Origin of the sequence: Sinomonas terrae (genome assembly GCF_022539255.1) — a bacterium.
Taxonomy (GTDB): Bacteria; Actinomycetota; Actinomycetes; order Actinomycetales; family Micrococcaceae; genus Sinomonas; species Sinomonas terrae.
In genome coordinates, this window is the sequence record NZ_JAKZBV010000002.1 from 97,068 (window position 1) to 111,896 (window position 14,829).

Annotated in this window: 16 protein-coding genes, 1 pseudogene and 1 other annotated feature; of the genes and pseudogenes, 15 read left to right on the top strand and 2 right to left on the bottom strand. The window is 71.9% G+C overall.

Going from position 1 to position 14,829, the window contains the following annotated elements:
* The first annotated feature begins 92 nt into the window (after positions 1-92).
* The 13 genes and pseudogenes from L0M17_RS21270 to L0M17_RS22485 all read left to right on the top strand — a co-directional run bounded on the left by L0M17_RS21270 (position 93) and on the right by L0M17_RS22485 (position 12,798).
* Positions 93-1,184: a CHAP domain-containing protein gene (locus L0M17_RS21270; protein ID WP_241056636.1), complete on the top strand. Its 1,092-nt coding sequence runs from the start codon at positions 93-95 to the stop codon at positions 1,182-1,184.
* Between the two features lie 543 nt (positions 1,185-1,727).
* Positions 1,728-2,990 carry an AAA family ATPase gene (locus tag L0M17_RS21275; RefSeq protein WP_241056637.1) on the top strand — a complete coding sequence of 421 codons (1,263 nt, stop codon included), beginning with the start codon at positions 1,728-1,730 and terminating at the stop codon, positions 2,988-2,990.
* A 14-nt stretch (positions 2,991-3,004) separates the two neighbouring features.
* Positions 3,005-3,535 (top strand): hypothetical protein, encoded by a 531-nt coding sequence (locus L0M17_RS21280; RefSeq protein WP_241056638.1) that lies wholly within the window; start codon positions 3,005-3,007, stop codon positions 3,533-3,535.
* On the top strand, positions 3,532-3,807 hold the full coding sequence (locus L0M17_RS21285) for a hypothetical protein (RefSeq protein WP_241056640.1): 276 nt from the start codon (positions 3,532-3,534) through the stop codon (positions 3,805-3,807). The genes L0M17_RS21280 and L0M17_RS21285 overlap by 4 nt, the downstream gene beginning before the upstream one ends.
* A gap of 10 nt (positions 3,808-3,817) precedes the next feature.
* Positions 3,818-4,513 (top strand): DUF8175 domain-containg protein, encoded by a 696-nt coding sequence (locus L0M17_RS21290; RefSeq protein ID WP_241056641.1) that lies wholly within the window; start codon positions 3,818-3,820, stop codon positions 4,511-4,513.
* Positions 4,513-5,766, top strand: coding sequence for a TrbL/VirB6 family protein (locus L0M17_RS21295; protein WP_241056642.1), 1,254 nt, complete (start codon positions 4,513-4,515; stop codon positions 5,764-5,766). Before L0M17_RS21290 ends, L0M17_RS21295 begins: the two co-directional genes overlap by 1 nt.
* Before the next feature lie 115 nt (positions 5,767-5,881).
* A complete protein-coding gene (locus tag L0M17_RS21300; RefSeq protein ID WP_241056643.1) occupies positions 5,882-6,973 on the top strand; it encodes an SCO6880 family protein in 1,092 nt (363 codons plus the stop codon).
* 33 nt (positions 6,974-7,006) lie between these two features.
* Positions 7,007-8,226, top strand: a protein-coding gene (locus tag L0M17_RS21305; RefSeq protein ID WP_241053928.1) for an IS3 family transposase whose coding sequence is annotated in 2 segments (ribosomal slippage) — positions 7,007-7,286 and positions 7,286-8,226 — 1,221 coding nt in all. Because the reading frame shifts where the segments join, the coding sequence is not laid out codon by codon here.
* Positions 7,285-7,398: a sequence feature (AL1L pseudoknot), on the top strand. Its footprint overlaps the gene before it by 114 nt.
* Positions 8,227-8,266: 40 nt before the next feature.
* Positions 8,267-8,689: pseudogene (locus tag L0M17_RS21310) on the top strand (SCO6880 family protein); the annotation flags it as partial.
* Positions 8,689-10,275, top strand: a complete 1,587-nt coding sequence (locus L0M17_RS21315; protein WP_241056645.1) for a putative type IV secretion/conjugal transfer ATPase — start codon at positions 8,689-8,691, stop codon at positions 10,273-10,275. The pseudogene L0M17_RS21310 and the gene L0M17_RS21315, both read left to right, overlap by 1 nt.
* On the top strand, positions 10,272-12,131 hold the full coding sequence (locus L0M17_RS21320) for a type IV secretory system conjugative DNA transfer family protein (protein ID WP_241056646.1): 1,860 nt from the start codon (positions 10,272-10,274) through the stop codon (positions 12,129-12,131). The genes L0M17_RS21315 and L0M17_RS21320 overlap by 4 nt, the downstream gene beginning before the upstream one ends.
* Positions 12,131-12,526, top strand: coding sequence for a DUF4913 domain-containing protein (locus tag L0M17_RS21325; RefSeq protein ID WP_241056647.1), 396 nt, complete (start codon positions 12,131-12,133; stop codon positions 12,524-12,526). The genes L0M17_RS21320 and L0M17_RS21325 overlap by 1 nt, the downstream gene beginning before the upstream one ends.
* 137 nt (positions 12,527-12,663) lie before the next feature.
* Positions 12,664-12,798: a hypothetical protein gene (locus L0M17_RS22485; protein WP_255733256.1), complete on the top strand. Its 135-nt coding sequence runs from the start codon at positions 12,664-12,666 to the stop codon at positions 12,796-12,798.
* A 16-nt stretch (positions 12,799-12,814) separates the two neighbouring features.
* Here L0M17_RS22485 and L0M17_RS21330 read toward each other — a convergent pair whose 3' ends face one another.
* A complete protein-coding gene (locus tag L0M17_RS21330) occupies positions 12,815-13,114 on the bottom strand; it encodes a DUF4193 family protein (protein ID WP_241056648.1) in 300 nt (99 codons plus the stop codon).
* A 157-nt stretch (positions 13,115-13,271) separates the two neighbouring features.
* On the opposite strand from L0M17_RS21330, the gene L0M17_RS21335 reads away from it, so the two are divergent.
* The gene (locus L0M17_RS21335) at positions 13,272-13,616 is read left to right on the top strand and encodes an STAS domain-containing protein (RefSeq protein ID WP_241056649.1); all 345 of its coding nucleotides are present in this window, start codon (positions 13,272-13,274) and stop codon (positions 13,614-13,616) included.
* 56 nt (positions 13,617-13,672) lie between these two features.
* The gene (locus L0M17_RS21340) at positions 13,673-14,080 is read left to right on the top strand and encodes a hypothetical protein (protein ID WP_241056650.1); all 408 of its coding nucleotides are present in this window, start codon (positions 13,673-13,675) and stop codon (positions 14,078-14,080) included.
* 25 nt (positions 14,081-14,105) lie between these two features.
* Here L0M17_RS21340 and L0M17_RS21345 read toward each other — a convergent pair whose 3' ends face one another.
* Positions 14,106-14,642, bottom strand: a complete 537-nt coding sequence (locus L0M17_RS21345; RefSeq protein ID WP_241056651.1) for a GNAT family N-acetyltransferase — start codon at positions 14,640-14,642, stop codon at positions 14,106-14,108.
* Between the last annotated feature and the right edge of the window lie 187 nt (positions 14,643-14,829).

The following is a 14,829-nucleotide window of genomic DNA, read 5'->3' on the forward strand; positions in this document are numbered from 1 at the left end:
GGCTGTCACTGAAACACTGTTTCAGTGACAGCCTAGCTTCTCACCGGTGGTCGCTGGATGCGGCAGCTGGCCTGACATGGTTCGGGGGTTGGATGAGCGAGGTTAGAGGCGACTTGTGGCTAGGTGCCGCAGTGATCCTGGCCGTGCCGCTTCTCGTCGTGGTGCTCTTCGCAGGCGCCGGAGCCGGTTCTTCCTCGGCGGCTGCCGCCGGCTGCGCAGCCGCAGCTGTCCCCAACGCTTCCGTTCGTTCGTCCTCGGGTGTCCCCTCGGCAGTGGCCGGCTATTCGGGTGTGCAGCTGCAGAACGCCACGGCGATTATCTCGGCCGGGAGGGCGCTTGGTCTCTCTGCGCGGGGGCTGGCGATCGGGGTGATGACGGCGATGGGGGAGTCCGGTCTGCGGGTGGTCGACTATGGCGACAGTGCGGGCCCGGACTCTCGTGGGCTGTTCCAGCAGCGGGCGAACGGCGCGTGGGGCTCCTACGCGGACCGGATGAGCCCGGGGACGTCGGCGGGGAACTTCTTCAGGGCGCTTCTGCGGGTCCAGGGGTGGGAGCAGCTGGAGCCCTCGGTCGCGGCCCACCGGGTCCAGGGCAATGCCGACCCGTTCCACTACGAGCCGTTCTGGTCGCCGGCGGTCGCCGTCGTGGCCGCGCTGGAGGGGCTCAGCCCAGTCTCGGTCGGCGGGACAGGGGCCTGCGGGTCTGCCGCGGGTTCGGGAGATGATCTGCCTTGGGGGCACGGGCCGGTCGGTGCCGTCTCGCCGTTGGGGATGTTCACCCGGGAGTGTGTGGACTTCGCGCTGTGGCGGGTGAACCAGGAGCTCGGTTCCGCCGGGGCGCCGTTCAGGCTCACCAATGCCGGCTTCCGCGGGGACGGGGTGCTGCTGGGCAGTGCGGTGACGTGGCGTGACGGGTGGCAGGCCAAGGGATGGCCGACGGGGAAGGCCCCTCGGGTCGGAGCTGTCGTCTGGTACGCCCCAGGCGTCGGGGGAGCGGACGGCACGTGGGGGCATGTGGCGGTCGTCAAGGCCGTCAACCCCGACGGGAGCTACGTCGAGGAGGGCTACAACGGCAGCCCAGCCCCCGATGACCACGCCTACTACACCCGCACGGTCCAGGACTCGGCCCCGAGCCTGTTCCTGTACGTGCCCACTGCCGGAACGAACGGGCCGGCGACCGAGTGAAGGGACAGACTGTGAAGCCGATGCTGGCGGCCTTCGCCGTGGTGCTCGGCTGCGCCGGGTGCGCCTCGATGGGGCATGCCTCGACCGGGTCTTCCCCGAGCCCGACGCAGACGCGGACGGCGACGCTGAGCGCCGGCGGGGAGCCGCAGGCGCCCGGCGCGTCCTCCCCGACGGCGCTCGGCATCCTCTGGGACGAGGCCAGCAAGGCCGACGCCGTGGGCGCAGCGGCGAGGGCGATGGCCCTGTACGCCCGCCCCGGGGTGGGGGCGGAGGCGTGGATCGGGGACCTGCGCCCGCTGCTGACTCCGGGCGCGCTCGAGGCGTACACGGGCACCGACACGTCCCAGGTCCCCGCCCGCGCGGTGACCGGCCCGGGCCGGATCGTCGCCGACGCGACTGACGGCTACGGCTGCCACGTGCTCGTCCCCACCGACGCGGGGGAGTACGACGTGCAGCTCGTCAGGGCTGGGGCCTTGAGCCCGTGGAAGGTCGCCCGGATCGCCGTCCCGGGAAGAAGTGAGCCAGGAGAGAGAAGGAGAACGCATGCCCATCGACCACGCCCTCGTGGAGGACACACCTGTCATCACGGCGGTGTTGAACACAGACAGCACGGGCGAGCTCACGATCGACGCCCGCACCGAGGCCGTGGCAGGGGCCAGCCTTCCGGCGCTGCGGGCGGCGCTGATGCAGCGGGTGATCGCCGTCGCGGCCGCGCTCGGACGTCCCGTGAGGATGACGACGATGGACGAGAGCGGATCCACGGTCCTCGTCGTCTCCCCGGACGGATCCGCCGAACCCGCCCGCGCCCAGGGCACCGGTCCAGCCGAGATCGCTGAGGTGCCCGATGCCAGTGCGCCGGTGGATTCCGCCGCGGCCGGATCGCGGAGGAAGGCGCGGGAGTCGTTCCTGCGCCAGGAGCAGGCGGAGAAGCCCGCGACCCGGGGCCTGCGCGGCGTGCTGGCCCGGACGGGGATCCGGATGGCCCCGAGCGAGGCCGAGCGCGCAGAGCGGGCCGACGAGCAGGCCGTGAGCCGGCACTGGCCCGGGCCCCGCACGATCGCGATCGTCAACGGCAAGGGCGGGGCCGGCAAGACCCCATCGACGATCATGCTCGCCGCGGTCTTCGCCCGCTACGGCGGGGCCGGCGTGCTCGCCTGGGACAACAACCAGACCCGCGGCACCCTGGGCTGGCGCACCGAGCAGGGCCCGCACGAGGCGACCCTGCTCGACCTCCTGCCCGAGACCGACCGGCTCCTGGCAGCCTCCGCCCAGTCCGCCGACCTGGCGCACTTCGTCCACCACCAGAGCCGCGACCGCTTCGACGTGCTGCGCTCCAAGCCGGTGGCACTGGCCCACGAGCAGCGCATCACCCCCGCCGACGTCGATGCCATCCACTCGGTGGCCTCCAAGTACTACCGCCTCGTGCTCATCGACTCCGGCAACGACGAGTCCGACCCGATGTGGCTGAGGATGATCGACCACGCAGACCAGATCGTCGTCGCCACCACGACCCGCGCCGACCACGCCGAGGCCGGAGCCCTGCTCCTGGAGGCCCTCGCCGAGCGCGACGAGGCCTCCGCGAAGCTCGCCCGCGAAGCCGTGGCCGTCATCACCCAGGCCGACCCCACCGCCACCAGGGCCGACCTCCAGCACATGGCCGACGGCTACGCCCGGCTCACCCGCGCCGTCGTGCAGGTCCCGCACGACCCGGCCCTCGTCGACGGCCACATCGGCTACGAGACACTCCGCCCCGCGACCCGGCGGGCCTGGCTGGCCGCCGCGGCCCAGGTCGCCCGCGGACTATGAGCAGAGGAGGGACGATGGCCGAGGAGACCACGGTCCAGGACCGCACGAACCCCTGGCTCACCGCCGCAGCAGACGCAGCCGCCCGCCTCCCCGCCGAGCAGACCGCGGCGGCGGACCGCGATGAGCCATCCGCGGGTCTTCGGACGGTGTTCGTCGCCGCCCACGGCGGAGCCGGGGCAACGACCTGGGCGCACGTCCTCGGCGGCACCGACGGCGGACCCGAGATGCCAGACGATGGCACCCCTGTCGTGCTGGTCGCCAGGGCGAGCGTGGCCGGGATCGACGCGGCCAAGCGCATCCTCGCCGCCCACGCGGCCGCTGTCGCGTGCGTGCTCATCGTCCCGGCAGCCCCCGGGCGGCCGCACAGGGTCATCCGGAACGAGCTGCGGGTGCTCGCCGGCGCAGCGCCGCTCGTGCATGCCCCCTGGGTGCCCGCCCTGCTCGCCATGAGGCCTGCCCAGGCCGGCCCCGACGACATTCCCCCCAAGGACCTGGCGCGCCTGCGCGCCGCCCTGCCGCCCACCCGAGAAGGAGACATCCCATGACCGCTCTGACCGCTCTCGCCCTGTACGCCCCGACCGAGGCGAAGCCCCTCCCTCCCGGTGTCCAGGACGGGCTCGACACCATCAGGGCCTGGGCCATGGGCATCGGCGGAGGTCTGGCCGTCATCGCCCTGCTGATCCTGTTCATCGGCCTCTTCTTCTCCAACCAGCACGGGCAGGGCCACCAGTTCATGCAGAAGGCCGGCTGGTGGCTCACCGGGGCAATGGGCCTGGGCCTGGCCGGTGTCATCGCCCCGATCTTCATCGGGATGTGAGAGGACCCGCATGAAGAAGCCGAACCAGAAGCTCACCCTCTGGGCCGCCGGGCTCGTCGCCGCCGTCATCGTGGTCATGGCGGTGCTCGTCGCCGTCACGCCCACCCAGTCATCCCCCCAATCATCCGGAGGGAGCGGGCAGGCGGTCCCCGAGACCACGCCCTCGGCACCTGCCGGATGCAGCGCCCCGACCGATGAAACCTCGAACAAGCCGGCCCCGCCCAGCGATCTGCGGTGGGAGGCCTCCAAAGGCTGGACATGGCCGGTCTCGGACACCTACGGCCCCACCCAGCACCGGGACGGGCTCGGTGTCTGCTTCGCCCGTTCCCCGCTCGGCGCCGCTCTGGCGATGACGACGATTCTCGCCTCGTTCAGCACGAGCCCCGATCTGAGAAGCGTCACCGACCAGTACATCGTCGACTCTCCGGGGAAGACGGCCATTCTGGCCCAGATATCCGCCCCAAGGACTCCACAGGCGCCGCTCGCTTTCGCCGGTTACAAGGTCGACTCGTTCTCCTCGGATGAAGCCCAGATCACCGTGGTCCTCAAAGCCCCTGGTGGCTCTGACGGCTACATCGGCATGCCCACAACCCTGCGGTGGGCGGACGCCGATTGGAAGGTGAAGCTGCTGGACAACGGGAACTTCTTCGCCGGGTCCCCGACAACCGTAGCCGCTGGATCATTCACCTCCTGGGGAGCGTCCTGATGGCCGACTGCATCGGGTGGAACCCGCTGAGCTACGGCGACTGCGCAAAGCAGGCCGCCAACGACGCGGTAGCCGGGGCGGTCAGCTCCGGGGTCCAAGACCTCGGCAAGGCGATGATGGGCGCGTGGGACGGCATCATCAAGTCGTTCCTGACCTCCTGGCTGGGCGCCGGCCTCGGAGTCGACCTGGGCGGGGTCTCAGCGACGTGGCTGACGTCCGCGCTGAGCGGGATCAGCGTGGTGCTGGCGATCGTGGGGATCATGATCGCCTGCATCTGGACGATGCTGCACATGCGCGGGGACCGGGCGAAGCAGGCCGCGCAGTCGCTGTTCACGGTGTTCCTGACGACGATGGGAACGGCCCTGGTGCAGGTCCTGATCCCGGCGGGCGACTCGTTCGCGGCCTGGATCCTCGACCAGGCGGGCGTGGACTCCAGTGCCTGGTCGTACACCTCGGGCGCGGCGGTGGCCGCCCTGGCGCCGGGGATCGCGGTCCTGGCGGGGATCTTCGGGTTCATCGCGACGCTGTGCCAGTGGGTGATCATGCTCATCCGCGCCGCGGTCCTGCCGCTGCTGGTGGCGGTGTGGCCGGTGACGGCCGCGGCGTCGATGATCCGGGGCGGGGAGCAGATGTTCTCCAAGGTCACGGGCTGGATGGTCGCGTTCCTGGTGTACAAGCCGATCGCGGCGATCGTGTACGCGTTCGCGTGGAAGCTCAAGGGCGGATCCGACGGCATCGGCGCGGTCATCAACGGCATGATCCTGCTCGTGCTGGCCGTCGTGGCCCTGCCGGCCGTGATGCGGCTGATCGCCCCGGCCACCAGCGCACTCGGGGCGGCCTCGGGAGGCTCGGCGGCCCTGGCCGCGGGCGGTTCCCTGGTCGCCGCCGGCGTCGCGGTGGGCGCCGCCGTGGCGACCGGCGGGGGCAGCACCGCCGCGACGACGACGGCCTCGGCAGACATCGGCACGGCAGGCGGCACCACGGTCGCCACCGAAGGCAGATCCCCCGCCGGCGGGACGGGCGCCGGCTCCACGGGCGGTGAAACCGGGGGCGCCACAGGGGCGTCGGGAGCGCAGGGCTCCTCCGGCGCAGCCGGTGCGGCAGGGGAGGCCGGCGAGCCCGCTTCCAGCGGTGGGGCGCCGGGCTCCGCCGGTGGTGCCGGGGACGGCTTCAAGGCCGGTGTGAATTCGCTCGGAGGGTCCGTGGCGCAGGGCGCACAGGACTCCGACGGGACGGGGGTGGTCGGCGGATGACCCCCGGATTCCATGCGGTCCGCGGGCGGACCGCCACCGGCACGGAAAGGACTGCCGGATTGAACAGGACTGGGCGTCGGCCTGCGCGGCGGGCGGAGGAGAGGGGACGGCTGGGATGAGCACGAACGAGACACCGGAGCGGTTCGGGAACTGGCTCAAGCCCAGCTCCCCGGGGCTGTTCGGCCTGAGCCTGGGCGGGGTCATCGCCTCCGGTGCGGGCCTGATCCTGGCGATGCTGTTCGTGGTCAAGGGCAACACGGCAGGGATGCTGGGCGTCCTCGGTTTGACGGCCGCGATCGTGCTGCTGGGCTTCGTCCGCTTCGGCGGCTTGACCCTCCTCGAGCGGGCGACGAACGGCTTCTCCCTCGCGCGGCGGCGCGCCAGCGGGGAGGCCTTCTACGTCACCGGGGCCATGGGCACGCTCCCGGCCGAGTTCGCCGAGCGGCTGCCCGGGGCCCTGCTGGACGTGGACGCCGTGTCGGGAAGGGACGGGATCGACCGGCCGTTCACCCTCCTGCACCACAAGAGCGTCGGCCAGCTCGCGGCGGTGTTCGGCTGCTCCCCGGACGGGGCTGCGATGCAGGAGACGTCGACCGTGGACGCCCAGGTGGCGAACTTCGGCGGCTGGCTCAGCGAGCACTCCGTGGAGGACGGACTGGCCGGGGCGACCATCGTGGTCGACTCCGCCTCGGAGTCCTCCGCGGCCATGGTCCAGGCGATGCGCGACACGGTGGCCCCGGACGCCCCGGCCTTCGCCAAGGACGTCCTCGGCGCCGCCGCCGGGACCCTCCCGGCCCGGGCCGCGACGGTGAACGTGTACGCGACGCTCGTGTACGACGTCGCCGAGCTCGGCGGCGACCGGGACCTCGAGACGGCGGTGGCGGAGGTCGCGGCGCGGATGCCGCACCAGTCCGCGTCCCTGCAGGCCGCCGGGGCCGGCAACGCCAAGCCCCTGGTGGAGGCCGAGCTGTCCCAGGCGGCGCAGCTGGCGTACCAGCCCACCCGGGACGCCGAGCTCGCCCTCGACGGGCTCGCCGGCCATGGGAACGCCCGCCCGTTCTCGCAGGCGGGGCCGGGGTTCTTCGACGACTCGGCCGGGCGGGTGGTCTTCCACGACGGGGCGGCGTCGATGACGCTGATGATGACCGTTCCCCCGGGGGCGCACATCACGGCGCGGTCGTTCGAGCGTGATCCGCACCGGGTTTGATGGAGAGATCGATGACCCGGAAGGATTTCTCTCATGTCAGCACCGCGGAAGTACCCGGCCGAACTGAAGGAGCGCGCGACGCGCATGGCCTTGGAGGCCCGCGCCGATCCCGCGACCAGGGTCGGGGCGTACAAGCGGATCGGGGAACAGCTGGGGATCCATCCCGAGGCGCTGCGGACGTGGGTGCGCGAGACGGAGGTCGACGAGGGGCTGCGACCGGGGACGACCAGCACTGACGCTGCCCGGATCGCCGAGCTCGAGCGGGAGAACCGCGAGCTGCGCCGGGCGAACACGATCCTGAAGCAGGCCTCGGCTTTCTTCGCGGCGGAGCTCGACCGCCCGTCGAGGTGATGTGCGCCTTCGTCGAGGAGCACCGCGACGAGCACGGGGTCGAGCCGATCTGCCGCGTCCTGCAGATCGCCCCGAGCACCTACTACGCCCACCGCACCCGCCAGCCCTCCGCGAGGGCGCTGAGGGATGCCGGGCTGGCCGAGAAGATCCGCACCGTGCATGAGGAGAACTACGGCGTCTACGGGGTCCGCAAGGTCCATGCTGCCCTGAACCGTGAGGGCATCCCGGTGGCGCGCTGCACCGTCGAGCGGCTCATGCGCGCCGAGGGCCTGCGCGGGATCAGCCGCGCCAAGGGCCCGCGCACGACACGTCCGGCCCCCGAGACGGCCCGCCCCGCCGACCTGGTCGAGCGCCGGTTCACCGCGGAGGCGCCGAACCGGCTCTGGGTCGCGGACATAACGTATGTGCGCACCTTCGCCGGCTGGGTCTACGCGGCGTTCGTCCTGGACGTCTTCGCCCGCCGGATCGTGGGCTGGCAGGTCTCCACCAGCCTCTACACCGAACTAGCCCTCGACGCCCTGCAGATGGGCATCTGGGCCCGCACCAGGGACGGGGCCGACCTGGCCGGTCTGGTCCACCACTCCGACCGCGGGGTCCAGTACCGGGCCATCCGCTACACCGAGCGCCTCGCCGAGGCCGACGCGGTCGCCTCCGTCGGCTCGCGTGGGGACAGCTACGACAATGCCATGGCCGAGGCCCTGAACTCCCTGTTCAAGGCCGAGCTGGTCCGCAACAGAGGCCCCTGGCGCGACATCAACCACCTCGAGATCGCCGTGGCCGAATGGGTCGACTGGTACAACCACCGGCGCCTCCACGGCGAGCTCGGCCACGTCCCCCCCGCCGAATACGAAGCGGCCCATGCCGCACCAGCCCAACAGCCAGAACCCACGAAAACCAACTAAAAAGTACTCCATCAAACACGGGGCTTGACAGCGGGTCTTCGCCCCGAACGCGAAGTTCCTGCGCAAGCGGGTGGCCCTGATCTACCGGCCGGTGGACCCGGGCCAGGGCGCGCGCACGGTCGATGCCATGGTCAAGAACGCCCAGTGGCGCATCGACACCCGCCGCGGCCGGGCGACCGGGTTCGACCGGGCCGCCCGGGACGTGGCGGAGAAGACCGAGGAGCAGCTGGCCAAGGGGGCACGCCTGTCGGCGTTCGCGCTGATGGTGACGGTGACGTTCGCCCCGACGGAGAAGGCCTACCGGGATGCGCTGACCCAGGTGAAGTCGCTGATGAACTCGGTGATCCTCTCCTACCGGTTCGTCGAGCACGCCGGCTCGGCCGCCTTCCACACGACCCTGCCGTTCGGGGTGCTCCCGTGGAAGCACACGCTGAAGCCGCTGTGGATGGAAGGGGTCCTCTGATGCCCAAGACAACCAGACACAGGACGCCCAGGCAGTCCCACCGGGTCACGGCGAAGGGGATGACGGGGCTGGGCGGGGGACGGTGGGGGTCGGTGCCGCAGCCGCCGTTCTGGTATGCGGCGAGCGTGCAGCTGTGCGGGATCTACCCCTTCGCCGCCGGCACCACCCGCCCCGCCGTGGGCACCCCGCTGGGGCGGGACATGGCGGTCGGGTCGGCCGTGGCCGGGGACATGAAGACCTGGTACGACGCCGGGCTGATCTCGAGCCCGTCGATGATGCTGTTCGGGCTCAACGGCAACGGCAAGTCCAGCGTCGCCCAGCGCCTCATGTACGGGATGGCCGCCCGCGGGATCGCCCCGGCCGTGTTCGACCCGCTCAAGGGCGAGCACGTCGCCGCCGTGAACGCCCTCGGCGGGACCACGGTCAGCATCGGCCCCAAGTCCAGGGACCGGATCAACCCCCTGGACCTCGGCGCCCTCGGCGACGCCGCCGCCAAGCTCGGCGGGAAGGTCGGAGAGGACCTGCGCGCCCAGGCCGTCCGCGCCGCCGTGGACCTCGTCGCGCTCATCGTCCAGGTCAACCGCGGCCGGCCCCTGACCGACGTCCAGGACACCGTCCTGTCCCTGATGGTGCGCTCGGTCATCGACCGGGTCCACCGGCCGTGGATGGGGGACCTGCTGGCCGCGTTCGACGCCCCGCCCCCGGAGGCCCTCATGGGCCGCGGGGAGGGGGAGGACCCGGAGTTCCGGCGGCAGTACAACGACCTGCGCGCCTCGGTGTGGTCGGTCCTGAACGGCGACCTCGCCCAGCTGGTGGGGGGCCGGGCGAGCGTGCGGCTCGAGGTCGGCAACCCCGGCGGGTTCTGCTTCGACACCTCGGCCATCCCCGCCTCCAACCGCCGCCTGCTCTCCGCGGCGATGCTGGCGACCTGGTCGATCGGATTCGGCGCCATCGACGCCCACTGGGAGCTCGCCCGGCACGAGCGCGCCCAGGCCGAGGCAGCCGCCGCAGCGGGGGAGGCGTACGAGCCCAAGGTCCGCTGGGGCGGGTACCTGGCGTTGCAGGACGAGTTCTGGTTCCCGATGCGCGCCTGCGAGGGCATCGTCGACCGCGCAGACCGCATCGGCAGGACGAACAGGGGCCTGGGGGTGAGCGAGCTGAAGATCACCCATTCCCCCAAGGACGCCTTCTCCCTGCCCAACTCCCAGGACCGGGAGACCGCGCGCGGGTTCGCCCAGCGCTCGGGGGTGCTGGGCCTGATGGCGCTGTCCATGGACGACCTGGGGTGGCTGGATGCGAACGTGGTGCCGCTGAACGGGCAGGAGAAATCAATAGTGAACGGCTTCAACGCGCCCCCGAACTGGAAGCCGCGCCTCGACGGCGAGGGGAACCCGCTCCCGCCACCGGGGGCCGGGAAGATCCTGCTCAAGGTGCCCGGCCGGGTCGGGATCCCGGTGCAGATGACCCTGACCGAGGCCGAGAAGCGCCTCCACGTCACCGACGAGCGCTCCCGCCGACACCCCCACCCCCAGCCCCAGCATGAGGTCGCCGGGGCAGCGGCGGGGGAGAGGAGCGCGGTCCGATGACCGGCGGGCTGACGAACCCTGCGAACAACCGGGTCAGGGACCCCGCCCCCGCCGGGCCCTGGGTCCTCGTGGGGGCGATGCTGGTGGTGGGCCTGGCCGCCGCGGACCTCTGGGCCGCCATCACCCTCTCCCACCTCCTCGACGGGACCGCCGGCGCCCTCCCGGCCGCCGTCCCCGACCGCCTCCGCGCCCTCCTCCAGAGCAGGGTCGGGTGGACCGGGACGACGACCGGGATCCTCATCGCCCTCGCGGTCATTGAGGCGCTGCTGGCCGCCTGGGTCCTCGTCCGCCTCCATATCCGGCGGCGTGGCAGGAGCCGGGTCGACGACCTTGCGGGCTTCATGGGGACCGGGCGGGACATCGCCCCGCTGACGAGGAAGGCCGCAGCCGCCACCGCGAAGCGTCTCGGCGTCACCGCACATCCCGGCACAGGCCACCCCGGCGCTTCCGACGGCGGCGCGGCGCCGGTGGTGGGGGTCCCGCTGGGCCGGCACCTGCTCACCGGGGCGCCGCTGTACGGGTCGTTCGAGGACATGATGGTCATGGTCGCCGGGCCCCGCACCGGCAAGTCCACCTCCTACGTCATCCCGGCCATGCTCGAGGCCCCCGGGGCCTGCCTGGCCACCTCCAACAAGCGCGACGTCCTGGACGCCACCCGCGGCGTGCGCGCGGCCCGTGGGCCGGTGTGGGTGTTCGACCCGCAGGGCATCGCCGCCGAGGACCCGGCCTGGTTCTGGGACCCGCTCTCCTACGTCACCGACGAGGTCAGGGCAGCCCAGCTCGCCGAGCACTTCGCCGCCGGCTCCCGCGACCCCGGCGCGAAGACCGACGCCTACTTCGACCCCGCCGGGCGGAAGCTCCTGGCCGGGCTGCTGCTCGCCGCCGCCCTCGGCAACCGCCCGATCACCGAGGTCTACCGGTGGCTCACCCGCCCCACCGAGGACGAGCCCGTCAGGATCCTCGCCCGCCACGGGCACGAGCTCATCGCCGACGCCGTCGACGGGGTCATCGCCGCCCCCGACAAGCAGCGCGGCGGCATCTACGGCACCGCCCAGCAGATGGCCGAATGCCTGACCAACCGCCAGGTCACCCAATGGGTCACCAGGGGCGGCCCCGACGACCGCCGTCCCGCCTTCGACCCGGCCCGGTTCGTCCGCTCCGCCGGCACCCTCTACAGCCTCTCCAAGGAAGGCTCCGGCTCCGCAGGCCCGCTCGTGACCGCGCTGACGGTCGCCGTCGTCGAGGCCGCCGAGGAGCTCGCCGTCGCCTCCCCGGGCGGCCGCCTGGCCACCCCTTTGATGGGGGTCCTGGACGAGGCAGCGAACGTGTGCCGCTGGCAGCGCCTGCCCGACCTGTACAGCCACTACGGCTCCCGCGGGATCATCCTGATGACGATCCTGCAGTCCAAGTCCCAGGCCGTGGACGTCTGGGGAGAGTCCGGGTGGCGGAAGCTCTTCTCCGCCGCCAACGTCAAGGTCTACGGGGGAGGCGTCTCCGAGACCGGCTTCCTCGAGGACCTCTCCCGCCTCGTCGGCGAGCACGAGCGCATCCGCTCCTCCACCACCACCGGATCAGGATCGGGGTCGCAGTCGGTGTCCTATCAGGTCCAGCGCCAGCGCACCCTCGACGTCGCCGACCTCGCCGCCCTCCCCAAAGGCCGCGCCCTGGTCTTCGCCTCCGGGGCCCGCCCGGCCCTCGTGCGCACCGTGCCCTGGATGGCCGGCCCCCACGCCCAAGCGGTCAAGGCCTCCATCCTCGCCCACAACCCTGCCGGCCAGAACAACCTCGAGACCGCCATGGGCGACGTCGCGGCAGCGGTGGCGGCCGAGGCGAAACGCAGCGTCGGGGAGGGCTGATGGCCGAGGAGGCGTGGGACGCCGACCCCACCGAAGAGCAGGCCACCGAGCCAGAGCCGACTACCTATTACCGGAACGTTGACGAGTTCGTGCGCGAATTCCTCGCCAGCGCCTACCGCCGCACCCTCTCCGACCGCGGCACCCCCCCGTTCTGGGACCCCGAATGGTGGCGGCACGAGGAGGCCATCATGCGCCTCGAAGCCCTCTGGCGCGCCTGGGAGCAACTCCGCCTCGACCCCGCCCTCGGCATGAGCGTGTGGTGGCGCGACCACGCCGACCACCACATGCCCGCCCTCATGGCCGACACCGGCCCCTTCCGGTACGCCAAGGCCAAGACCAACCCCGGCGAACCCCTCCCATGCACCGCCCCGCCGGCAGGCATGTTTCCGGGCTGAGCACCGCGGCTCGGGCCCGAAGGGATGCTGGAGAGGCGACGCAGCCGGACGCCGTGCTCGTCGCCGGGCTGGTCTGAGCCGGCCTTGGTCGGCGAGGCTCCCGCACTCATTCGCCTCCGGCGCCTAGTCTGACACCTATGGAGACCAGCGAAGCGCAGCCGGTCCTCGAAGGGCAGACCTCGATCGAGGACCTGCTCGGCAAGCCGGCAGCCAGCCGCGCCGAGGCGTACCCGCAGCAGGGCTGCCTGCCCGGGCTCGAGGTCGTGGCCTGATCCGCGTGCGGGCGCTTCAGGCCTCGCAGTCGGCGCAGTACTCAGCGCCGCCGTGCACCCGGGCGATCTGGGAGCGGTGGCGGACAAGGTAGCAGGACTGGCAGACGAACTCGTCCTCCCCTTGCGGGACGAGGCGGACGGTGAGCTCCGCGTCGAGGATCTCCCCGCCCGGTACGTCTCCTCCGTCTAGGTCGTCGCCGTCGAGGTCGCGGACGACGCTGCGCGCATCCGGGGCGTTGGCGGACCTGGCCGCCTCGAGCGAGTCCTCCTGGGACTCCCTGACATCGGGGCGGAGCTCGTCGTAGTCGGCGCCCACTCGGCATTCTCCCTTCCTGGTCGACCTCGGGTGTGACAGCAGGCAACCGTACACCACTTCGGCAGAGGCTAGATCAGTCCGTGGGTTCTGGAGCGGGGCACCCTGCGGGCAGTAGGGTTTCGAACCTGATTGTTCACGGAACCGGAGAGGGAGCACCATGGAGATCACCAGCGCCGATCGCCCCGGCTACCGCGAGATCGCCCTCTCGGGCCGGGTCAACCTCAACAGCGCGGGACAGCTCGCCGAGGCCGTCGACCGCGCGGTCGCCGAAGGCGAGCCGCGGATTGTGCTGGACCTCGCAGGGGTCCCGACCATGGACTCCACCGGCCTCGGCGCGCTCGTCACCGCCTGCCGGGCCGCACGGCAGGCAGGCGGGGACCTGCGGATCGTGAAGGCCAGGCCAGCCGTGCGCGAGCTCCTCGAGCGCACCAACGTCGCCCGCGTGCTCCCGCTCCACGCCACCGCAGAGGAGGCGTTCCCCGACCAGGCGACGAACCGATAGAGTCTGCATCGTTTTCTGGTTTGCGGGAGCACTGGTGCGGGTATTGCCTGGAGAGCGTGCGGGGAGGCGGCGCGTCGTTGGGCTGGGGCCAGATCGCGTCGCGCCACACGCTGGATGAGTGGCGTCCCCCGGCGTTCGTCTTCGGTCCAGCCACGGGCCACTGCCGGGGGACGACCGCCCCGGCCATACGTGCGGGCCCGGCTCGAGAAGGCGACGGAGTATCCGGGACCCAACGAGCGGCTCAGGCTCGAGGTCGCGATCTGCCGGCACCGGGAGCCGGGGCGGCGTTCTCCGGGGCGAGTGCGCAAGCGGCCGTGTTCGGTCTCGACTACCCCAGCCAGCCCCCGGATTGGCTCGATGTCCCGGCGGTGCGTCCCGTGCAGCGGATGCGCGAGGACTGGAACGACACCATGTTCTTCGGATGCGACGTCGAGGTCCTCAAGAAGGAGACGGCCGGCTCGTGAGCCCGACCCCGGGCTTCTCTCGCGGTCAGAGGATGCGCTGGTACATGCGGTGGTCCTGCCAGGAGCCGGCGATCTGAAGGTAGCTGCGGGCGAGCCCGTAGAACTCGAAGCCGTTCTTCTCCAGCACCCTCTGGGAGGCCGCGTTGCGCGGGAGCGTCGCGGCCTCGATGCGGTGCAGCCCGAGGCCGTCCCGGGCGATCTCCACGAGGACTCCGACCGTCTGGGTCATGATCCCCTGCCCCTGGGCGCGCTCGGCGATCCAGTACCCCAGATGTGCGTTCTGGAAGGCGCCGCGAACGATCGAAGACAGGGTGGCCCCGCCGATGATGGAGCCGTCCTCGACCAGGACCAGCGGCAGCTCGGTTCGCCGCATGAGCTCCCCGAGCGCGTGGGCGACCGCCTGCACCTGCCCCTCCTCCGTGTACCACTCCTCGGGGCGCGCCGGTTCCCATGGGGCCAGGTACTCGCGGTTCTCGGCGTACGCCTTGGCCAGCAGGCCGGCGTCCTCCGGGCTCAACAGTCGCAGCACGACTCCGCTGGCGAGCGTCCTCTCGGCCTCCATCCGCACAGCCTAACGGCCGCTCCGACCCACGGTGAGAAAGTCGAGGCGAATGGCCGCCCCGGCCTGCCGACGCCCCGGACCGAGCAGGACCGGCGCGCGCAACCGCTGCCACATCGGTCACTCCTTCCACTCCACTGGCCGCTCGCCCTTAGGATGAGCGCGAAGGAAGGCGCTGGACCCGGCCGCG

What these genes read in the sequence shown, in the direction of transcription:
- L0M17_RS21270 (WP_241056636.1), top strand. Translation starts at nt 93, where the DNA reads ATGAGCGAGGTTAGAGGCGACTTGTGGCTAGGTGCCGCAGTGATCCTG.
- L0M17_RS21275 (WP_241056637.1), top strand. Translation starts at nt 1,728, where the DNA reads ATGCCCATCGACCACGCCCTCGTGGAGGACACACCTGTCATCACGGCG.
- L0M17_RS21280 (WP_241056638.1), top strand. Translation starts at nt 3,005, where the DNA reads ATGGCCGAGGAGACCACGGTCCAGGACCGCACGAACCCCTGGCTCACC.
- L0M17_RS21285 (WP_241056640.1), top strand. Translation starts at nt 3,532, where the DNA reads ATGACCGCTCTGACCGCTCTCGCCCTGTACGCCCCGACCGAGGCGAAG.
- L0M17_RS21290 (WP_241056641.1), top strand. Translation starts at nt 3,818, where the DNA reads ATGAAGAAGCCGAACCAGAAGCTCACCCTCTGGGCCGCCGGGCTCGTC.
- L0M17_RS21295 (WP_241056642.1), top strand. Translation starts at nt 4,513, where the DNA reads ATGGCCGACTGCATCGGGTGGAACCCGCTGAGCTACGGCGACTGCGCA.
- L0M17_RS21300 (WP_241056643.1), top strand. Translation starts at nt 5,882, where the DNA reads ATGAGCACGAACGAGACACCGGAGCGGTTCGGGAACTGGCTCAAGCCC.
- L0M17_RS21315 (WP_241056645.1), top strand. Translation starts at nt 8,689, where the DNA reads ATGCCCAAGACAACCAGACACAGGACGCCCAGGCAGTCCCACCGGGTC.
- L0M17_RS21320 (WP_241056646.1), top strand. Translation starts at nt 10,272, where the DNA reads ATGACCGGCGGGCTGACGAACCCTGCGAACAACCGGGTCAGGGACCCC.
- L0M17_RS21325 (WP_241056647.1), top strand. Translation starts at nt 12,131, where the DNA reads ATGGCCGAGGAGGCGTGGGACGCCGACCCCACCGAAGAGCAGGCCACC.
- L0M17_RS22485 (WP_255733256.1), top strand. Translation starts at nt 12,664, where the DNA reads ATGGAGACCAGCGAAGCGCAGCCGGTCCTCGAAGGGCAGACCTCGATC.
- L0M17_RS21335 (WP_241056649.1), top strand. Translation starts at nt 13,272, where the DNA reads ATGGAGATCACCAGCGCCGATCGCCCCGGCTACCGCGAGATCGCCCTC.
- L0M17_RS21345 (WP_241056651.1), bottom strand. Translation starts at nt 14,642, where the DNA reads ATGGAGGCCGAGAGGACGCTCGCCAGCGGAGTCGTGCTGCGACTGTTG.